Annotated in this window: 15 protein-coding genes and 1 pseudogene; 10 read left to right on the plus strand and 6 right to left on the minus strand. The window is 57.2% G+C overall.

Annotated elements, in window-relative coordinates; translation table 11 throughout:
- Positions 1-85 precede the first annotated feature (85 nt).
- The 6 genes and pseudogenes from xerD to ACR6AS_RS14170 all read left to right on the plus strand — a co-directional run bounded on the left by xerD (position 86) and on the right by ACR6AS_RS14170 (position 6924).
- Positions 86-979 (plus strand): site-specific tyrosine recombinase XerD, encoded by an 894-nt coding sequence (xerD, locus tag ACR6AS_RS14145; protein ID WP_434162585.1) that lies wholly within the window; start codon positions 86-88, stop codon positions 977-979.
- A gap of 21 nt (positions 980-1000) precedes the next feature.
- Entirely contained in the window at positions 1001-1714 is a 714-nt protein-coding gene (gene dsbC / locus ACR6AS_RS14150; protein WP_111142221.1) for a bifunctional protein-disulfide isomerase/oxidoreductase DsbC, read from the plus strand.
- 3 nt (positions 1715-1717) lie between these two features.
- Positions 1718-3454, plus strand: coding sequence for a single-stranded-DNA-specific exonuclease RecJ (gene recJ, locus ACR6AS_RS14155; protein ID WP_434162587.1), 1737 nt, complete (start codon positions 1718-1720; stop codon positions 3452-3454).
- A 229-nt stretch (positions 3455-3683) separates the two neighbouring features.
- Positions 3684-4782, plus strand: a protein-coding gene (prfB, locus tag ACR6AS_RS14160; protein WP_111142219.1) for a peptide chain release factor 2 whose coding sequence is annotated in 2 segments (ribosomal slippage) — positions 3684-3758 and positions 3760-4782 — 1098 coding nt in all. Because the reading frame shifts where the segments join, the coding sequence is not laid out codon by codon here.
- Positions 4783-4791: 9 nt separating this feature from the next.
- Positions 4792-6312, plus strand: coding sequence for a lysine--tRNA ligase (gene lysS, locus ACR6AS_RS14165; protein ID WP_434162589.1), 1521 nt, complete (start codon positions 4792-4794; stop codon positions 6310-6312).
- Between the two features lie 70 nt (positions 6313-6382).
- Positions 6383-6924 (plus strand): annotated as a pseudogene (locus tag ACR6AS_RS14170) (cupin domain-containing protein).
- On the opposite strand, the gene ACR6AS_RS14175 reads toward ACR6AS_RS14170, so the two are convergent.
- Complete coding sequence (locus ACR6AS_RS14175; protein ID WP_434162591.1) at positions 6921-7547, minus strand: S1 family serine peptidase; 627 nt, start codon at positions 7545-7547, stop codon at positions 6921-6923. The pseudogene ACR6AS_RS14170 and the gene ACR6AS_RS14175 overlap by 4 nt on opposite strands.
- A 333-nt stretch (positions 7548-7880) precedes the next feature.
- Here ACR6AS_RS14175 and ACR6AS_RS14180 point away from each other — a divergent pair, with 333 nt between their 5' ends.
- Entirely contained in the window at positions 7881-9044 is a 1164-nt protein-coding gene (locus tag ACR6AS_RS14180) for an MFS transporter (RefSeq protein WP_293770408.1), read from the plus strand.
- On the opposite strand, the gene ACR6AS_RS14185 is transcribed toward ACR6AS_RS14180, so the two are convergent.
- A complete protein-coding gene (locus ACR6AS_RS14185) occupies positions 9041-9961 on the minus strand; it encodes a LysR family transcriptional regulator (RefSeq protein WP_111141754.1) in 921 nt (306 codons plus the stop codon). The two genes, ACR6AS_RS14180 and ACR6AS_RS14185, sit on opposite strands and share 4 nt — an antisense overlap.
- Positions 9962-10063: 102 nt before the next feature.
- On the opposite strand from ACR6AS_RS14185, the gene lysA reads away from it, so the two are divergent.
- Entirely contained in the window at positions 10064-11320 is a 1257-nt protein-coding gene (gene lysA / locus ACR6AS_RS14190) for a diaminopimelate decarboxylase (RefSeq protein ID WP_293770407.1), read from the plus strand.
- Between the two features lie 161 nt (positions 11321-11481).
- The gene (locus tag ACR6AS_RS14195) at positions 11482-11934 is read left to right on the plus strand and encodes a GNAT family N-acetyltransferase (RefSeq protein WP_434162595.1); all 453 of its coding nucleotides are present in this window, start codon (positions 11482-11484) and stop codon (positions 11932-11934) included.
- A gap of 38 nt (positions 11935-11972) precedes the next feature.
- Here the strand turns inward: ACR6AS_RS14195 and ACR6AS_RS14200 are convergent, their stop codons facing one another.
- The 4 genes from ACR6AS_RS14200 to mutH form a co-directional block, all read right to left on the minus strand.
- Positions 11973-13013, minus strand: coding sequence for an NADP(H)-dependent aldo-keto reductase (locus ACR6AS_RS14200; protein WP_111141760.1), 1041 nt, complete (start codon positions 13011-13013; stop codon positions 11973-11975).
- Positions 13014-13153: 140 nt separating this feature from the next.
- Positions 13154-13372: a YgdI/YgdR family lipoprotein gene (locus tag ACR6AS_RS14205; protein WP_111141762.1), complete on the minus strand. Its 219-nt coding sequence runs from the start codon at positions 13370-13372 to the stop codon at positions 13154-13156.
- Positions 13373-13490: 118 nt separating this feature from the next.
- Entirely contained in the window at positions 13491-14201 is a 711-nt protein-coding gene (locus ACR6AS_RS14210; protein ID WP_293770406.1) for a TerC family protein, read from the minus strand.
- Positions 14202-14299: 98 nt separating this feature from the next.
- Entirely contained in the window at positions 14300-14977 is a 678-nt protein-coding gene (mutH, locus tag ACR6AS_RS14215; RefSeq protein WP_111140837.1) for a DNA mismatch repair endonuclease MutH, read from the minus strand.
- A gap of 684 nt (positions 14978-15661) precedes the next feature.
- On the opposite strand from mutH, the gene rppH reads away from it, so the two are divergent.
- Entirely contained in the window at positions 15662-16189 is a 528-nt protein-coding gene (rppH, locus tag ACR6AS_RS14220) for an RNA pyrophosphohydrolase (protein ID WP_111140836.1), read from the plus strand.
- Positions 16190-16194 lie beyond the last annotated feature (5 nt).

Below are 16194 nucleotides of genomic sequence, written 5' to 3' on the forward strand. Positions count from 1 at the left end.
AATACTGACTCTGGCGCAATTGTACCAGAAGCACCGCTGAATCAGGCATAATGAGCATGATTTTACACCAGACGGCGGAGATAACGTGCAGGACAGCGAACTGACAGAACAGTTTCTCGATGCGCTCTGGATTGAACGCAATCTGGCGCAGAACACGCTCGCCTCCTATCGTCAGGATCTGCAGACGCTGACCGGCTGGCTGGCGCATCACGGGCTGACATTACTCAGCGTGACCCCGCTGGATCTGCAGCAGTTTCTGGCCGAACGGCTGGGGGGAGGGTACAAGGCGACCAGCTCAGCGCGACTGCTGAGCGCGATGCGTCGCCTGTTTCAGTATCTTTACCGCGAAAAGCTGCGCCCGGACGATCCCAGCGCGCTGCTTTCCGCGCCGAAGCTGCCACAGCGGCTGCCGAAAGATCTCACTGAGGCGCAGGTTGAACGGCTGCTGCAGGCGCCCGATCCTAATATTCCGCTGGAGCTGCGTGACAAGGCGATGCTGGAGCTGCTCTACGCCACCGGACTGCGCGTTTCCGAACTGACCGGCCTGACGCTCAGCGATATCAGCCTGCGCCAGGGCGTCGTCCGCGTCATCGGTAAAGGGGATAAGGAGCGTCTGGTGCCTTTAGGTGAAGAAGCGGTTTACTGGCTGGAGCAATATATGGAACATGGTCGCCCGTGGCTGCTTAATGGCCAGACGCTGGACGTGATGTTTCCCAGCAACCGGGCGCAGCAGATGACGCGGCAGACCTTCTGGCACCGCATCAAGCATTACGCCACGCTGGCGGGCATCGACAGCGAAAAGTTATCGCCACATGTGATGCGCCATGCCTTTGCGACCCATCTGCTGAACCACGGTGCCGATCTGCGTGTCGTACAGATGCTGCTGGGACACAGCGATCTCTCCACCACCCAGATTTATACGCATGTTGCGACTGAGCGCCTGCGTCAGTTGCATCAACAACACCATCCGCGGGCCTGACCCGCGGCCATAAGGACAAAAATGAACAAGCATTTCGCGATGCTGGCCCTGTTAGCCAGCGCCTTTTCCGGTCTGGCCCATGCCGATGACAGCGCCATTCAGCAATCACTTAAAAAGCTCGGTCTGAACCAGACTGAAATCAGTCCGTCACCGCTGCCCGGTTTCAAAACCGTGCTCTCGGAAAGCGGTGTGCTCTACGTTACCGATGACGGAAAACATATGATCCAGGGGCCGCTCTACGATGTCAGCGGCAAACAGCCGGTCAACGTCACAAACCAGTTGCTGGACAAAAAGGTTGAGGCGCTGGTGCCGGAAATGATCGTGTATAAAGCGCCGAAAGAGCAGCATGTGATTACGGTCTTTACCGATATCACCTGTGGTTACTGCCACAAGCTGCACGAGCAGATGGCCGACTACAACGCGCTGGGCATTACCGTGCGCTACCTGGCGTTCCCGCGTGAAGGTCTGAACGGTCAGATTGAGCCGGCGATGAAGGCGATCTGGTGCAGTGCTGACCGCAACAAAGCGTTTGACGAGGCGATGAAAGGCAATGCGCCGAAGATGGCCGCCCCGGACAGTTGCAAAATCGACATTGCGCAGCACTATAAACTGGGTGTGCTGTTCGGCATCCAGGGCACCCCGGCGATGCTCACGGACACTGGCATGATGATCCCGGGCTATCAGTCGCCGCAGGAGCTGAAGCAGGTGCTCGACAATCAGAAGCGTGGTGGTTAATCGGTGGTAAAACAGGATGTGGAACTCCGTCGCCGTGAGGTGACGGTCGACGATGCGCTACCGGCCACCCTGCCGCCGCTGCTGAAACGACTCTATCTGCAACGCGGCGTGCGTGACGCCGCCGAGCTGGAGCGTGGTGCCAGAAATCTGCTGCCGTTTCAGTCCCTGAGCGGGATTGATAACGCGGTGGCGCTGCTGCATGAGGCGCTGCTGGATGGGCGTCGTATTATGGTGGTGGGCGACTTCGATGCTGATGGCGCAACCAGCACCGCGCTGACAGTAATGGCGCTGCGCAGCATGGGCGGCAGCAATGTGCAGTATCTGGTGCCCAATCGTTTTGAAGATGGCTATGGCCTCAGTCCGGAAGTGGTTGAGCAGGCGCGCGCGCGCGGTGCCGCGATGATCCTGACGGTCGACAATGGCATCTCCTCTCACGCCGGGGTTGAGTGTGCGCATCAGTATGGCATTCCGGTTCTGATTACCGACCACCATCTGCCGGGCGAGACGCTGCCCGCCGCAGAGGCGATCGTCAATCCCAATCTGCCCGACTGCGACTTCCCCTCGCGCGCCCTCGCCGGTGTTGGCGTTGCGTTCTATCTGATGCTGGCCCTGCGCGCCCACTTACGCACGCAGGGCTGGTTTGGTGCCACCCGCGCGGAACCTAATCTGGCGGAGATGCTGGACCTGGTGGCGCTCGGCACGATCGCCGATGTGGTGCCGCTCGACGTGAATAACCGCATCCTGGTGTGGCAGGGGCTCAGCCGGATTCGGGCCGGGAAATGCCGGCCAGGCATCCGTGCGCTGCTGGAGATTGCCAATCGCGATGCCCGCCAGTTAGCGGCCAGCGATCTGGGTTTTGCACTGGGACCCCGTCTCAACGCCGCAGGACGCCTGGACGACATGTCGGTGGGCGTGGCGCTGTTAATGACGGAGGATCTCAGCCAGGCACGGATGCTGGCCAGTGAGCTGGATGCGCTCAATCAGACCCGAAAAGAGATCGAGCAGGGTATGCAGAGCGAAGCGCTGGCGCTCTGTCAGGCGCTGGAGCGTGAACAGCGCGATATGCCGCTGGGACTGGCTTTCTATCATCCTGAGTGGCATCAGGGCGTAGTGGGGATCCTTGCGTCACGCCTGAAAGAGCGTTTTCACCGCCCGGTGATCGCCTTTGCCCCAGCGGGCGATGGCACGCTGAAAGGTTCGGGCCGCTCAATTGCCGGTCTGCACCTGCGCGATGCCCTGGAACGTCTGGATACGCTCAACCCAGGGCTGATGCTGAAGTTTGGCGGTCACGCGATGGCTGCAGGCCTGTCGCTGGAGACTGAGCGCTACGAGGAGTTTCGTCAGCGCTTTGCCGATCTGGTGGGCGAGTGGCTGGATGGGGAATCCCTGCAGGGCATCATCTGGTCAGATGGCGCGCTGCAGCCGCAGGAGTTTTCGCTGCAGACGGCGGAGATGCTGCGCGAAGCCGGTCCCTGGGGCCAGGCTTTCCCGGAACCGGCGTTCGACGGCAAATTTAAGCTGCTGCAACAGCGGCTGGTAGGGGGGCGGCATCTGAAAGTAATGGTCGAGCCGCTGGATGGAGGGCCGCTGATCGACGGTATCGCCTTTAATGTTGATACCACGCTGTGGCCTGACAGCAGCGTTCGCCAGGTCGAACTGGCCTATAAACTGGATATCAATGAGTATCGCGGCCATCGCTCGGTGCAGCTGATCATCGATCATCTCTGGCCCCTGAGCTAAATCAGCCTGACGCGCGCGCCGCCAGACATCGCGGACCGCGCGTGGGGCCGATTACCCTTCCTTAGCCGCAGCGAATAACGAAATGGCGTCATAACCTGATGCCGGATGGGGCAGGTCACGCCGGCACGGCATCAGCCCGCTGTCTCAGCGCTACAATCTGCCGACAGTTTCGGGTAAACTTGAACGTTAATTTTCCTGTCCCATCGAACATAAGAAAGACGCCAAAGCCATGTTTGAAATCAACCCGGTCAAAAATCGTATTCAGGACCTCAGTGAGCGCAGCGACGTTCTTCGGGGGTATCTTTGACTACGATGCCAAGAAAGAACGCCTCGAAGAAGTAAACGCGGAGCTGGAACAGCCCGATGTCTGGAACGAGCCTGAGCGAGCCCAGGCGCTGGGCAAAGAGCGCTCCTCGCTGGAAGCGATCGTACAGACGCTGGAGCAGATGTCTCAGGGTCTGGAAGATGTACAGGGCCTGCTTGAGCTGGCCGTCGAAGCGGAAGATGAAGAGACCTTCAACGAAGCCGTTGCCGAGCTGGATGGCCTTGAGAGTAAGCTGGGCGAGCTGGAGTTCCGCCGCATGTTCTCCGGCCAGTATGACAGCGCCGACTGTTACATCGATCTGCAGGCCGGTTCCGGCGGCACTGAAGCGCAGGACTGGGCCAGCATGCTGATGCGTATGTATCTGCGCTGGGCAGAAGCCAAAGGCTTCAAAACCGAAATTATCGAAGAGTCTGAAGGTGAAGTCGCAGGCATTAAATCTGTGACCATTCGTGTGTCAGGCGACTACGCCTTTGGCTGGTTGCGGACCGAAACGGGGGTGCATCGCCTGGTGCGTAAGAGCCCGTTCGACTCCGGCGGCCGTCGTCACACCTCCTTCAGCTCCGCCTTTATCTATCCGGAAGTGGATGACGATATCGACATCGACATCAACCCGGCCGATCTGCGTATTGACGTTTACCGCGCCTCCGGTGCGGGTGGTCAGCACGTTAACCGGACAGAATCTGCGGTACGTATTACCCATATTCCAACCGGCACCGTGACCCAGTGTCAGAACGATCGCTCTCAGCACAAGAACAAAGATCAGGCGATGAAGCAGATGAAAGCGAAGCTGTATGAGCTTGAGATGCAGAAGAAAAATGCTGAGAAACAGGCGCTGGAGGACAACAAGTCCGACATCGGTTGGGGAAGTCAGATTCGTTCTTACGTTCTCGATGATGCACGCATCAAAGATCTGCGCACCGGCGTAGAAACACGTAACACCCAGGCGGTGCTGGACGGCGATCTGGATCGATTCATTGAAGCTAGTTTAAAAGCAGGGTTATAAGGAACCGACATGTCTGAACAAGAACCGCAGAGCGCTGATGCCGCCGTAGAGTTAAATAACGAACTGAAAACGCGTCGCGAAAAGCTGAGCGTACTGCGTGCAAACGGTGTGGCGTTCCCTAACGATTTCCGTCGCGACAGCCTCTCAAATCAGCTGCATGAGCGCTACGACGAGAAGAGCAACGAGGAGCTGGAAGATCTCGGGATCGAAGTCAGCGTTGCCGGACGCATGATGACCCGTCGTATCATGGGCAAAGCCTCGTTCGTAACGCTGCAGGATGTGGGTGGTCGCATTCAGCTCTACGTTGCCCGTGACGATCTGGCGGAAGGTATCTACAACGAGCAGTTCAAAAAGTGGGATCTCGGCGATATTCTCGGCGCACGCGGCAGACTGTTCAAAACCAAAACCGGCGAACTGTCGATTCACTGTTCTGAGCTGCGCCTGCTGACCAAAGCTCTTCGTCCGCTGCCAGACAAGTTCCACGGCCTGGCCGATCAGGAAACCCGTTACCGTCAGCGTTACCTCGATCTCATCGCCAATGATGAATCGCGCAACACCTTCAAAATTCGTTCGCAGATCATGGCTGGCATCCGTCAGTTCATGGTGGGCCGCGACTTTATGGAAGTGGAAACCCCGATGATGCAGGTGATCCCGGGCGGCGCGTCTGCGCGTCCTTTCATCACCCATCACAATGCGCTGGATATCGACATGTATCTGCGTATTGCGCCGGAGCTTTACCTGAAGCGTCTGGTGGTAGGCGGACTCGATCGTGTGTTCGAGATCAACCGTAACTTCCGTAACGAAGGCATTTCGCCACGCCATAACCCTGAGTTCACCATGATGGAACTCTATATGGCCTACGCGGATTACAAAGATCTGATCGAACTGACCGAAAGCCTGTTCCGTACCCTGGCGCAGGATGTGCTGGGCAGCACGGTCGTGCCATACGGTGAGCAGGAGTTTGACTTCGGTAAGCCGTTTGAAAAACTGACCATGCGCGAAGCGATCAAGAAATATCGTCCGGAAACGGACCTGGCCGACCTGGAAGATTTCGACAAAGCGGTAGCGATTGCAGAGTCACTGCATATCAAAGTCGAGAAGAGCTGGGGCCTGGGCCGTGTCGTCACGGAGATCTTCGAAGAGACGGCAGAAGCGCATCTGATCCAGCCAACCTTCATCACCGAATATCCGGCTGAGGTCTCTCCGCTGGCGCGTCGTAACGATGTGAACCCTGAAATCACCGATCGTTTTGAGTTCTTTATTGGTGGTCGCGAAATCGGTAACGGCTTCTCCGAGCTGAACGATGCCGAAGATCAGGCAGAACGTTTCCTGCAGCAGGTGAATGCCAAAGATGCGGGTGACGACGAAGCGATGTTCTACGACGAAGACTATGTGACCGCGCTGGAACATGGTCTGCCGCCAACGGCGGGTCTGGGTATCGGGATTGACCGCATGGTGATGCTGTTTACCAACAGCCACACCATCCGCGACGTGATCCTGTTCCCTGCACTGCGTCCGGGCAGCAAGTAATCGTTAAGCGTCAGATAAAGGCCGGGTTTTCCGGCCTTTTTTATGTCTGTGGTGTGTCCCGGCACGCCTGATGCTGTCTCCTCTGCCTGCGCACATCCCTCAATCCGGAGCAACGATAACGACGCAACGCCCTGACGCTATGCGTCACTGGCAAACGCGGGAAGGCGAAGAGCGCGAACTTTATGCCGACAGCGATGCGCGCATGTCGGTTGGTGCGTCACTGGGGAGATTGCTGGGGTCAATCCGCCCGGGCATTCACCACGAAAGGCTTTTTCCCGGACGGCGCAGGTCATGTCCCCATGCGGAGCGCGCGGAAGAGGCGTTCATCTTCGTGCCTGACGGTTATCCTGACGCCTGGATCAACGGCGAACTGCATTCGCTGTCGCCGGGTGATGTGGTGGCCTTTCCTGCGGGCAGAGGCATCTGCCACACCTTTATTCACAACAGCGAGCATGAGGCCCGCTTCTGAGTGGCAGGTGAACCCCCAACCCTGAGAATCAGATTACTTATCCTCTGAACCCGGATTATTAAGCAACCCGTAAAGACAGGTGGCTCAATCCCCCTGAACCGTCAATGGGTAACCCTCCCGGTTTGCCTGACAAAAAATCTTAAGATTTCAGGGTCTCTTTCAGCCAGGTCTGAAACCGCGAATACGGCACATAGAGGGCAACATCTTTATATAACGTCTTACCGGTCGCATTGTCATCAATGTTGTTACTGTAGCCAATAATCACCCCTGCCAGCGTATCATCAGAGGCGTTATACACCGCGCCGCCCGACATCCCTTTCACCACACCCGCATTCGCCGCAACCACGACACATGCTGGCTTGTTCCAGCTATTCGCCAGCGTGGTGTTGATCAGGTTCTGTCCGCTGGAGCTGACTGGCATGGCTGAAATAAAACTGTAGCCGTAGAGATTAACCCGATCGCCGATATGGCTATTGCGAAAGCTGGGGGGCAGGTTCATTTCGCTGTTCTTATGGTAGACCACCGCCAGATCGCATTCAGGATGCCAGGCTTTGACCCGGTAAAGCGAAAATTTCGCCACATGCGCAGCGGTCAGGCTGTATTCCGGCGTCAGCGGGATGGTAGTACCGAGCGTACCTAAACCCAGTATGGTGGGAATACCGGTCACGGTCATATCAACCCGTTTTTCCGCTTCCCGACTGTACTCATAGTGACCGACCGAGCAACCCGTTAAGCCGAAAACCATCAAGGCTATGAGTCGTTGCATTCTTTCTCCCTGCGTCAGAAGTGGATGACATCACCTGGCAATTTATTAGGGATATATCGGCAAGGTTGCGAATTAATTGATTAATTCCCAGTTAAAAAGCGTAAACGCTCAGCAGAAAATCACAACCTGGCGCGGCCCGCACAAGACGCACGCGATACGTCAGCGCGTCAGCAGGATTATTGCAGTGCAGGCAATAATCCTTTGCTGCGTACAGGCTATGTCGCTCTCCGGGGCTATGCTGTAATACGCCGCGTGACGCAGATCAAATTTTAAAGCGCGTCGTGGCGCTGCGCAGCTGCGCGGTTCACCTGCAAATAAGACCGGGAGAGTGTTATGCCTGTAGCATTACTGGCGCTGGCGCTGAGTGCGTTCGCCATCGGAACGACGGAATTTGTCATTATGGGATTGCTGCCGGAGGTGGCCCGCGACCTTCAGGTGTCGATTCCCTCGGCGGGCTGGCTGATCAGCGGCTATGCGCTGGGTGTGGCGATCGGCGCGCCGATTATGGCGCTGCTGACCGCGCGGCTGCCGCGCAAAAAAACGCTGATCCTGCTGATGGTGATTTTTATCATCGGTAATCTGCTGTGCGCGCTGGCTTACAATTATCACCTGCTGATGCTGGCCCGGATCGTTACCGCACTCTGTCACGGTGCGTTCTTTGGTATTGGCGCGGTGGTCGCCGCCAGTCTGGTGCCTGCCGATCGTCAGGCGTCCGCCGTGGCGCTGATGTTTACCGGCCTGACCTTAGCCAACGTGCTTGGCGTTCCGCTGGGCACCAGCTTCGGACAGATGTTTGGCTGGCGGGCCACCTTCTGGGGCGTGGCGGTGATTGGCGTGCTGGCCTTTATCGCTCTGATCGTGAGTCTGCCGCAGAACAGAGAGGAAAAACCGGTTCATCTGGCGAGTGAAATCGGCGCGCTGGCTAACGGCAAACTGTGGCTATCACTGCTGATGACGGTGTTCTTTGCCGCAGCGATGTTCGCGCTGTTCAGTTATATTGCGCCGCTGCTGTCAGAGGTGACCGGCATCAGCGGTCGCGGAGTGAGCTGGACGCTGTTCCTGATTGGCGCGGGCCTGACGGTCGGCAACATTCTCGGCGGCCGGCTGGCCGACTGGAAAGTCTCCTTTAGCCTGATCCTCAGCTTCTCACTGATCGCCATCTTCTCATTGCTGTTCAGCTGGACCAGCCATGCGCTGTGGCTGGCCGAGGTCACGCTGTTCCTGTGGGCGATGGCCACCTTTGCTACCGTGCCGGGGCTGCAGATCAACGTGGTTCGTCACGGTAAAGAGGCGCCTAATCTGGTGTCCACCCTGAACATCTCGGCATTTAACGTCGGCAATGCGCTGGGTGCCTGGGCAGGCGGTGCAGTGATTGGCAAAGGATTTGGTCTGACGGCGGTGCCGGTTGCCGCGGCTGCGCTGGCCGTTATCGGCCTGCTGATCTGCCTGATCACCTTCCGCAAATCGGGACGCGCGGCCGTCAGGGCGCGCGCTTAAGTCAGGCGCGCGGCGATACGGGCCGGAAAGTCAGCCACCTGCTGCTGCAGGTGGCTGACAAAGGCATCGACCAGCGCCGAAGCGGGGCGATGACGTGGCCTCACCAGGCTGACGGTAAACGGCACCGCTACGCTGAACTTACGCATCACCACACCGCTGTCGGCGTAATCCAGCGCCGTCAGCGGATTCACGATCGAAATCCCTACGCCTGCTCTGACCATCGCACACACCGAGGCCGCGCTGTGAGTCTCCATCACCATACGTCGTTCGACGCCCTTTTCCTGAAACAGCGTATCCAGCAGCTGACGATAGCTGTCGCTGCGCGACAGGCTGACATACTGTTCGCCCGCAAAATCCTGAGGCGTCAGCTCGTCACGCTTACAGAGGGGATGCTGCTGCGGCAACACGCACACCTCATCACAGGTCAGCAGGGCGAGGCGATCCGTACCGGCCGGGGCGTGCTGCGTTTCGGTTAAGCCGATATCGTAACGCTGTGCAGAGAGCCACTCTTCAAGCAGAGGTGACTCCTGAGGAATGACGTTGAGGCTTACATCCGGGTAGCACTGCAAAAAAGGCTGGCAAAGCGGCGGCAGCAGCGACTGCGAAAACACGGGCAGGCAGGCGATCGACAGCTCTCCCTGGCGGAACTGGCGCAGCCCCTCAGCGGCTTCCATGATGCGGTCCAGCCCATACCAGGATCGCTGAACCTCTTCAAACAGACGCAGCCCCTGCACCGTGGGTTGCAGGCGGCCGCGGACCCGGGCGAACAGCGCCAGTCCCAGCTGCTGCTCCAGACGTGCCAGCTCCCGGCTGACGGTCGGCTGCGAGGTGTGCAGCAGCGTAGCGGCCTGAGTCAGATTGCCGCTGGTCATGACAGCGTGAAAGACCTCAATATGCCGCCAGTTTATGTTTGCCACAGCCGCTTCCTATATCCATTCTGCATAGATCCTATTAAAACAGATATTTTCCGCTATGGCATGTTTCTGGCTTAATGCCGGTATCGCCACAGGAGAATTGCTATGCCACGTCCTTTACAGAATACCGAAACTGCTCTTAACGCCGCACATCTGCTGCCGCTGGCACGCCGCTATGCCGGACCATTCTGGGCTTACGATGCGCAGATCATTCAGGCGCGCATCGCCCAGTTGCAGGCGTTTGATGTGGTGCGCTTTGCGCAGAAAGCCTGCTCGAATACCCATATTCTGCGCCTGATGCGCGCGGCAGGCGTAAAGGTTGATTCGGTCTCTCTGGGCGAGATCGAGCGTGCGCTGGCCGCCGGTTATCAGCCCGGCGGTGATGAGATCGTCTTTACCGCCGATCTGTTTGATCAGCCGACGCTGGAGCGGGTCGCCGCGCTGAAGGTGCCGGTGAATGCCGGATCGATCGATATGCTGCATCAGCTGGGAGCGGTGTCGCCGGGACATGCGGTGTGGCTGCGGGTCAATCCGGGATTTGGTCACGGCCACAGCCAGAAGACCAATACTGGCGGTGAAAACAGCAAGCACGGAATCTGGCACGGCGACCTGGAGGAGGCGCTGGCTGCGATTACGCAGCATGGCCTGAAACTGGTGGGCATTCACATGCACATCGGTTCAGGCGTGGACTATGGGCATCTGCAGCAGGTGTGTGATGCGATGGTGGAACTGGTGATGGCTTCCGGTCAGGATCTGACAGCGATCTCCGCAGGCGGCGGTCTTTCTGTGCCTTACCGCTATGGCGAAGAGGCTATCGATACCGCGCACTACTTCGGGCTCTGGGATGCGGCACGCCAGCGTATTGCTCAGCATCTGGGCCACGCAGTCAAGCTGGAGATCGAACCCGGCCGCTTCCTGGTAGCCGAGGCGGGTGTGCTGGTGTCGCAGGTCCGGGCGGTGAAGTCGATGGGCAGCCGTCACTTCGTGCTGGTCGACGCCGGTTTCAGTGACCTGATGCGTCCTTCGATGTACGGCAGCTATCACCATATTTCGCTGATGGCGGGTGACGAACGGGCGATTGATGAGCAGCAGACCCTTGATACTGTGGTGGCAGGCCCGCTGTGCGAGTCGGGCGATGTCTTTACCCAGCTTGAGGGTGGCATGGTCGAGCCGCGTGCGCTTCCGGCGGCAAAGGTGGGCGATTATCTGGTCTTCCACGACACGGGTGCCTACGGCGCTTCGATGTCCTCTAACTACAACAGCCGTCCACTGATCCCGGAAGTGCTGTTCGAACAGGGCCAGCCGCGCGAGATCCGCCGTGCGCAGACGATTCAGTCGTTGCTGGCACTGGAAATCAGCTAATTCCCCTCTCTGGCGGCCAGCGTGCCGCCTCAGCAACGACCCGTGTTACGGCTGCGTGCTCTGTCTCGTCTGCGTGCGGTGACGAAGAAAATCGCCTTTTCTGGCGCGGCCTTCAGCGATATCTTAAGCCCGGATCTGTACTCCCAGTAAAGGATAAGAATGTGATTAAGATCGTTCCGCTCAGTGAAATGCCGCAGTTTGCCGGTCAGATCATCGACTGGCAGTGGCGCGCATTTGGTGACGCTAACAGCCGGGCGTTTTTCGCCAGCGTGGTAAACAGCAGCCTGAGCGGCGCTGAATTTCCGATCACCTTTGTTGCAATTGAGGCGGGCAGGGCGATCGGCACCGTCGGCTTCTGGCGCTGCGACCTCATCAGCCGTCAGGATCTCTTTCCCTGGCTGGCGGCTCTCTATGTGGATGAACCGGCAAGGGGCAAAGGCGTGAGTGAGGCGTTGCAGCAGCACGTCATTGCGTGGGCACGGGAACAGGGCTATCCGCGATTGTGGCTATGGTCCACTTTTTCGGGCTACTACGAACGGTCTGGCTGGCTGCCACAGGGTGAAGCCCTGGAGTATCCTGACAAACCGGTCAAGCTCTATTGCCGCGACCTGTAAGCGAGGCCAGCCGCCAGTGAGGCAGCTGGCAGGCGTGATCAGGGAGCCGGATAGGTATAGCGACGATGGATCGCCTCAATACCTTCCAGGATCTCTGCATTTAAGGTCAGATTGAAGCTGTCGATATTCATCTGCAGCTGCTCAAGCGTGGTGGCACCCAGCAGCGTGCTGGCTACAAATGGCTGCTGACGCACATAGGCGAGTGCCATCTGCGACGGATCGATCTGATGCTGCTGAGCCAGAGCCACATATTCGGCAATCGCCTGCTGTGACTGCTCGCCGCTGTAGCGGGTGAAGCGGCTGAACAGCGTGTTACGCGCGCCTGCGGGCTGTGCGCCGTTGAGATATTTGCCGCTCAGCGTGCCAAAGGCCAGGCTGGAGTAGGCCAGCAGCTCAACCCCTTCATGCTGGCTGATCTCCGCCAGACCCACCTCAAAGCTGCGGTTCAGCAGGCTGTAGGGATTCTGAATGCTGACGATACGCGGCAGCTCATGTTTTTCCGCCAGCTGCAGGTAGCGCATTACGCCCCACGCGGTTTCATTCGACACGCCGATATAGCGGATCTTACCGGCGCGCACCTGTTCAGTCAGTGCTTCCAGCGTCTCCAGCAGCGTCACCTGTGCGGTGGTTTCGCTGTACTGATAGCCGAGCTTGCCAAAAAAGTTGGTCTGGCGCTGAGGCCAGTGCAGCTGGTAGAGATCAAGGTAGTCGGTATTCAGGCGTTTCAGGCTGGCGTCGAGCGCGGCACGGATATTTTTACGATCCAGCGCCATATCGGGACGAATGGAGGCATCAGCGCCGCGCGTTGGTCCGGCGACTTTGCTGGCCAGAATGACTTTGTCGCGACAACCGCGCTGTTTAAGCCAGCTGCCAATATAGCGTTCAGTCAGACCCTGGGTTTCCGGGCGCGGTGGCACCGGATACATCTCGGCAGTATCAATCAGGTTGATGCCGGAACGGATAGCCAAATCCAGCTGAGCATGCGCGTCGGCTTCGCTATTCTGTTCGCCAAACGTCATAGTGCCCAGTCCCAGCTGACTCACTTCCAGCGTGCTGTGGGGAATACGATGATAGTGCATTGCCAGCGTCCTTTTCTTTATGGAACGGAATGTTGTGTCCTCAGGGACTATAGCGCGAGCAACGGCGGGGAAGGAAGGGGGAAAAGTCGGGGAAATCACCTGTCAGCGGGGAATCGTTGACAGGTGATCAAAACAGGTACTTAACGTTCAATGATCGTTGAGACCTCATCGCTGTTAATCTGCACGGCGTGGCCTGTCTGATCGGTGTATTCCACCAGGCCCGTCTCTTTATCGATGCTGGGCTTCCCCTCGGTCATGATCATCCGGCCATCTTTGGTCGCCATAACATAATCAGAACTGCATCCGCTTAAGCATGCTGCGGTCATTACTATCAGTGCTGCCCCTGCCAACCCTCTCATCACGCCTTATCCTCACAAATCGTCAATTGCAAAAAGTGTAGTAATAAATGGTTTTGCTGGCGGGGTTAATCGAAGGAATCTGAAAATAACCGGGCGAGCAGGCTCGCCCTTGACTTTCTCAGGCGTGCTTTTTCTTACTGCGCATCAGGTTAAGACACTCAACCGCCATTGAGAAGAACATGGCGAAATAAATGTAACCTTTTGGTACGTGCACCGCAAAACTCTCCAGAATCAGGGTAAAACCGACCAGAATCAGGAAAGAGAGCGCCAGCATTTTCACGGACGGATGGCGGTCGACAAACTCACCAATGGCTCGCGCGGCGAACATCATCATAAACACGGCAATCACGACCGCCGCCATCATGATGAACAGATGATCGGAAAGGCCGATGGCGGTGATGACGGAGTCGAGGCTGAAAATGATGTCGAGCATCATGATCTGCACAATCGCGCCCAGGAAGGAGTGCACGCGCGTATTATGTTCGCCTTCGCCACCTTCAATCGTTTCATGGATCTCCATGCTCGATTTCCACAGCAGGAACAGGCCCCCAAACAGCAGGATCAGATCGCGCGCGGAGAAGGGGTGATCCATCAGCGTGAACAGCGGGTTAGTCAGACGCGCGACCCACGCAATGGAAGCCAGCAGGCCCAGACGCATTAACATCGCGCCCATCAGACCGATGCGGCGTGCGCTGGCTTGCTGATGTTTCGGCAGTTTTGCGACCACCAGTGACAGGAAAATGATGTTATCAATACCCAGCACCACCTCAAGGATGGTCAGGGTACCCAGCGCCAGCCAGGCGTTGGGATCAGAAATCCACTCAAACATACCGACATTCAATCCTAAACGAAAAGTAAACGGCGATTATACGCATTCGGTTCGCCGATCTCCCGCAAAATTGCGGTCCTGTCAGTATTGAAGGCGATTCAGAGCAGAAAATGGCGCGCCAGCAGTGGCCCGGTGAAACTCTTTTTGAGGTAAAAGCCGCGCGGCAGGGTCATGATCGGCTGGCCCTGATCGCCAATACCTTCGGTCAGTGCCTTGCTGTTGGCGGCTTTAGGACGGATCTGCAGCCAGGCACCATGGCGTGCCGTGATCTGCTCGACGCGTCCCAGCACGATCATATCCATCAGCTCTTCCCAGTCCTGGCGCAGCATCTCATCTTCTTTCTCGTCCGGGCTCCATAACAGCGGCGCGCCGACACGGCGTTCACGCAATGGGATCGCCCGTTCGCCTTCCACCGGGATCCAGAGGACGCGGGCCAGCTTATGGCGGACATGGCTGGTCTGCCAGGTGACGCCGCTGTTGCCGGTCAGGGGCGCGACGCAGACAAAGGTAGTTTCCAGCGGTTTACCCTGCGCATCAATCGGGATGGTTTTCAGTTCAATGCCCAGATGCGCAAAATCCTGTTCCGCTTTGCTGCCAGCGCAGGCACCAAGGTGCCACTCCAGCAGCATTCCGACCCAGCCTTTATCACGTTTCAGATCGGCAGGCATCGGCAGGCCCGCGCGCGCCGCCAGTGTTTCCAGGGTGAATCCGGCTAACGCCTGGGCGCGTGCCAGCAGGCTGGCTTCGTCTTCGGGTGGTCCGGGCTGGTTACTCATGTTGCTCACTCATGGTGGTTGAAAAATGTACAGAGGCGGACAGATAAAATCGTTGACGAAAATAAATCGTCTCCGGGAGCGATAATAACATGATTGATCGCGCTTTTTTTACTGCAGAGCCTTTGGGTCATCCACAGGAAGCCCGGGTTATCCCAGCTTACCCGCAAGAATGAACAGGATCTCCAGTCCGGTTATCCACAGAAAAATGGGATAACCCCCCATTGTGTGCGGTACTGGTTCCATTTACAGCCTTGACTTTTCGCGATCTGAGCATAATTTCACCGCTCTGACCTGACTCTGAGCAATTATCTGTGGATAAAAAAGGCGGCGGCTAAATTTTAACCATTTGTCAGCCGTCGCAAAACTATTCGCTGTCTGTAAAAAGCATCCGCATAACCGTTCTGAATTTAATAGCAATATAATCAGTAAGATAATAAGTTTTCTGATTCCGCCTATCCGTTACCCGCCTGGGGGGTTATTCAGTTAACTCCCGCGTTCTGCACAAAGCTATCCACAGAAATAGTGAATAAGATCGATCTTTTTTGCGGTTGTTGTTTATAACTTCGCGATTTTCTGTGAGTTATCCCGATAAACAGGACTTAACCCCTCATGAATCCAGTGGTTTACCGCCTGTAAGGAGTGTGAAACAATCAGCGCATTCAAATTTTGCTTTGAGGTAGTCCGGTGATCGATGATGATGGCTACCGCCCGAATGTTGGTATCGTAATCTGTAACCGGCAGGGACAAGTGTTATGGGCCAGGCGCTTTGGACAGCACTCCTGGCAATTTCCTCAGGGAGGCATCAATCCCGGTGAAACCGCAGAGCAGGCGATGTATCGCGAACTGTTCGAAGAGGTCGGATTACACCGGAAAGATGTGCGAATACTTGCTTCTACCCGTAACTGGTTGCGTTACAAGTTGCCAAAACGTTTGGTGCGTTGGGACACAAAGCCGGTATGTATCGGCCAGAAACAGAAGTGGTTTCTCTTGCAGTTAATGTGTAATGACGCGGATATCAATGTGCAGCACAGCAGCACGCCGGAGTTTGACGGCTGGCGCTGGGTCAGCTTCTGGTATCCGGTACGTCAGGTTGTCTCCTTCAAGCGCGATGTCTACCGTCGGGTGATGAAGGAATTCGCTGGCGTGGTGATGACTATGCAGGAGAGTGCGGGGCAGCGAAATAATCCTGCCCATCGACGTAAGAGAGGATAGGCCAC

This window comes from Pantoea phosphatilytica, from assembly GCF_051025615.1.
GTDB lineage: Bacteria > Pseudomonadota > Gammaproteobacteria > Enterobacterales > Enterobacteriaceae > Pantoea.

Bases quoted from the DNA above. Each gene is read 5' to 3' on its own strand.
- mutH (WP_111140837.1), bottom strand. From the start codon at position 14,977: ATGAGTAACCAGCCCGGACCACCCGAAGACGAAGCCAGCCTGCTGGCA.
- ACR6AS_RS14180 (WP_293770408.1), top strand. From the start codon at position 7,881: ATGCCTGTAGCATTACTGGCGCTGGCGCTGAGTGCGTTCGCCATCGGA.
- ACR6AS_RS14205 (WP_111141762.1), bottom strand. From the start codon at position 13,372: ATGAGAGGGTTGGCAGGGGCAGCACTGATAGTAATGACCGCAGCATGC.
- lysS (WP_434162589.1), top strand. From the start codon at position 4,792: ATGTCTGAACAAGAACCGCAGAGCGCTGATGCCGCCGTAGAGTTAAAT.
- dsbC (WP_111142221.1), top strand. From the start codon at position 1,001: ATGAACAAGCATTTCGCGATGCTGGCCCTGTTAGCCAGCGCCTTTTCC.
- lysA (WP_293770407.1), top strand. From the start codon at position 10,064: ATGCCACGTCCTTTACAGAATACCGAAACTGCTCTTAACGCCGCACAT.
- ACR6AS_RS14200 (WP_111141760.1), bottom strand. From the start codon at position 13,013: ATGCACTATCATCGTATTCCCCACAGCACGCTGGAAGTGAGTCAGCTG.
- ACR6AS_RS14175 (WP_434162591.1), bottom strand. From the start codon at position 7,547: ATGCAACGACTCATAGCCTTGATGGTTTTCGGCTTAACGGGTTGCTCG.
- ACR6AS_RS14210 (WP_293770406.1), bottom strand. From the start codon at position 14,201: ATGTTTGAGTGGATTTCTGATCCCAACGCCTGGCTGGCGCTGGGTACC.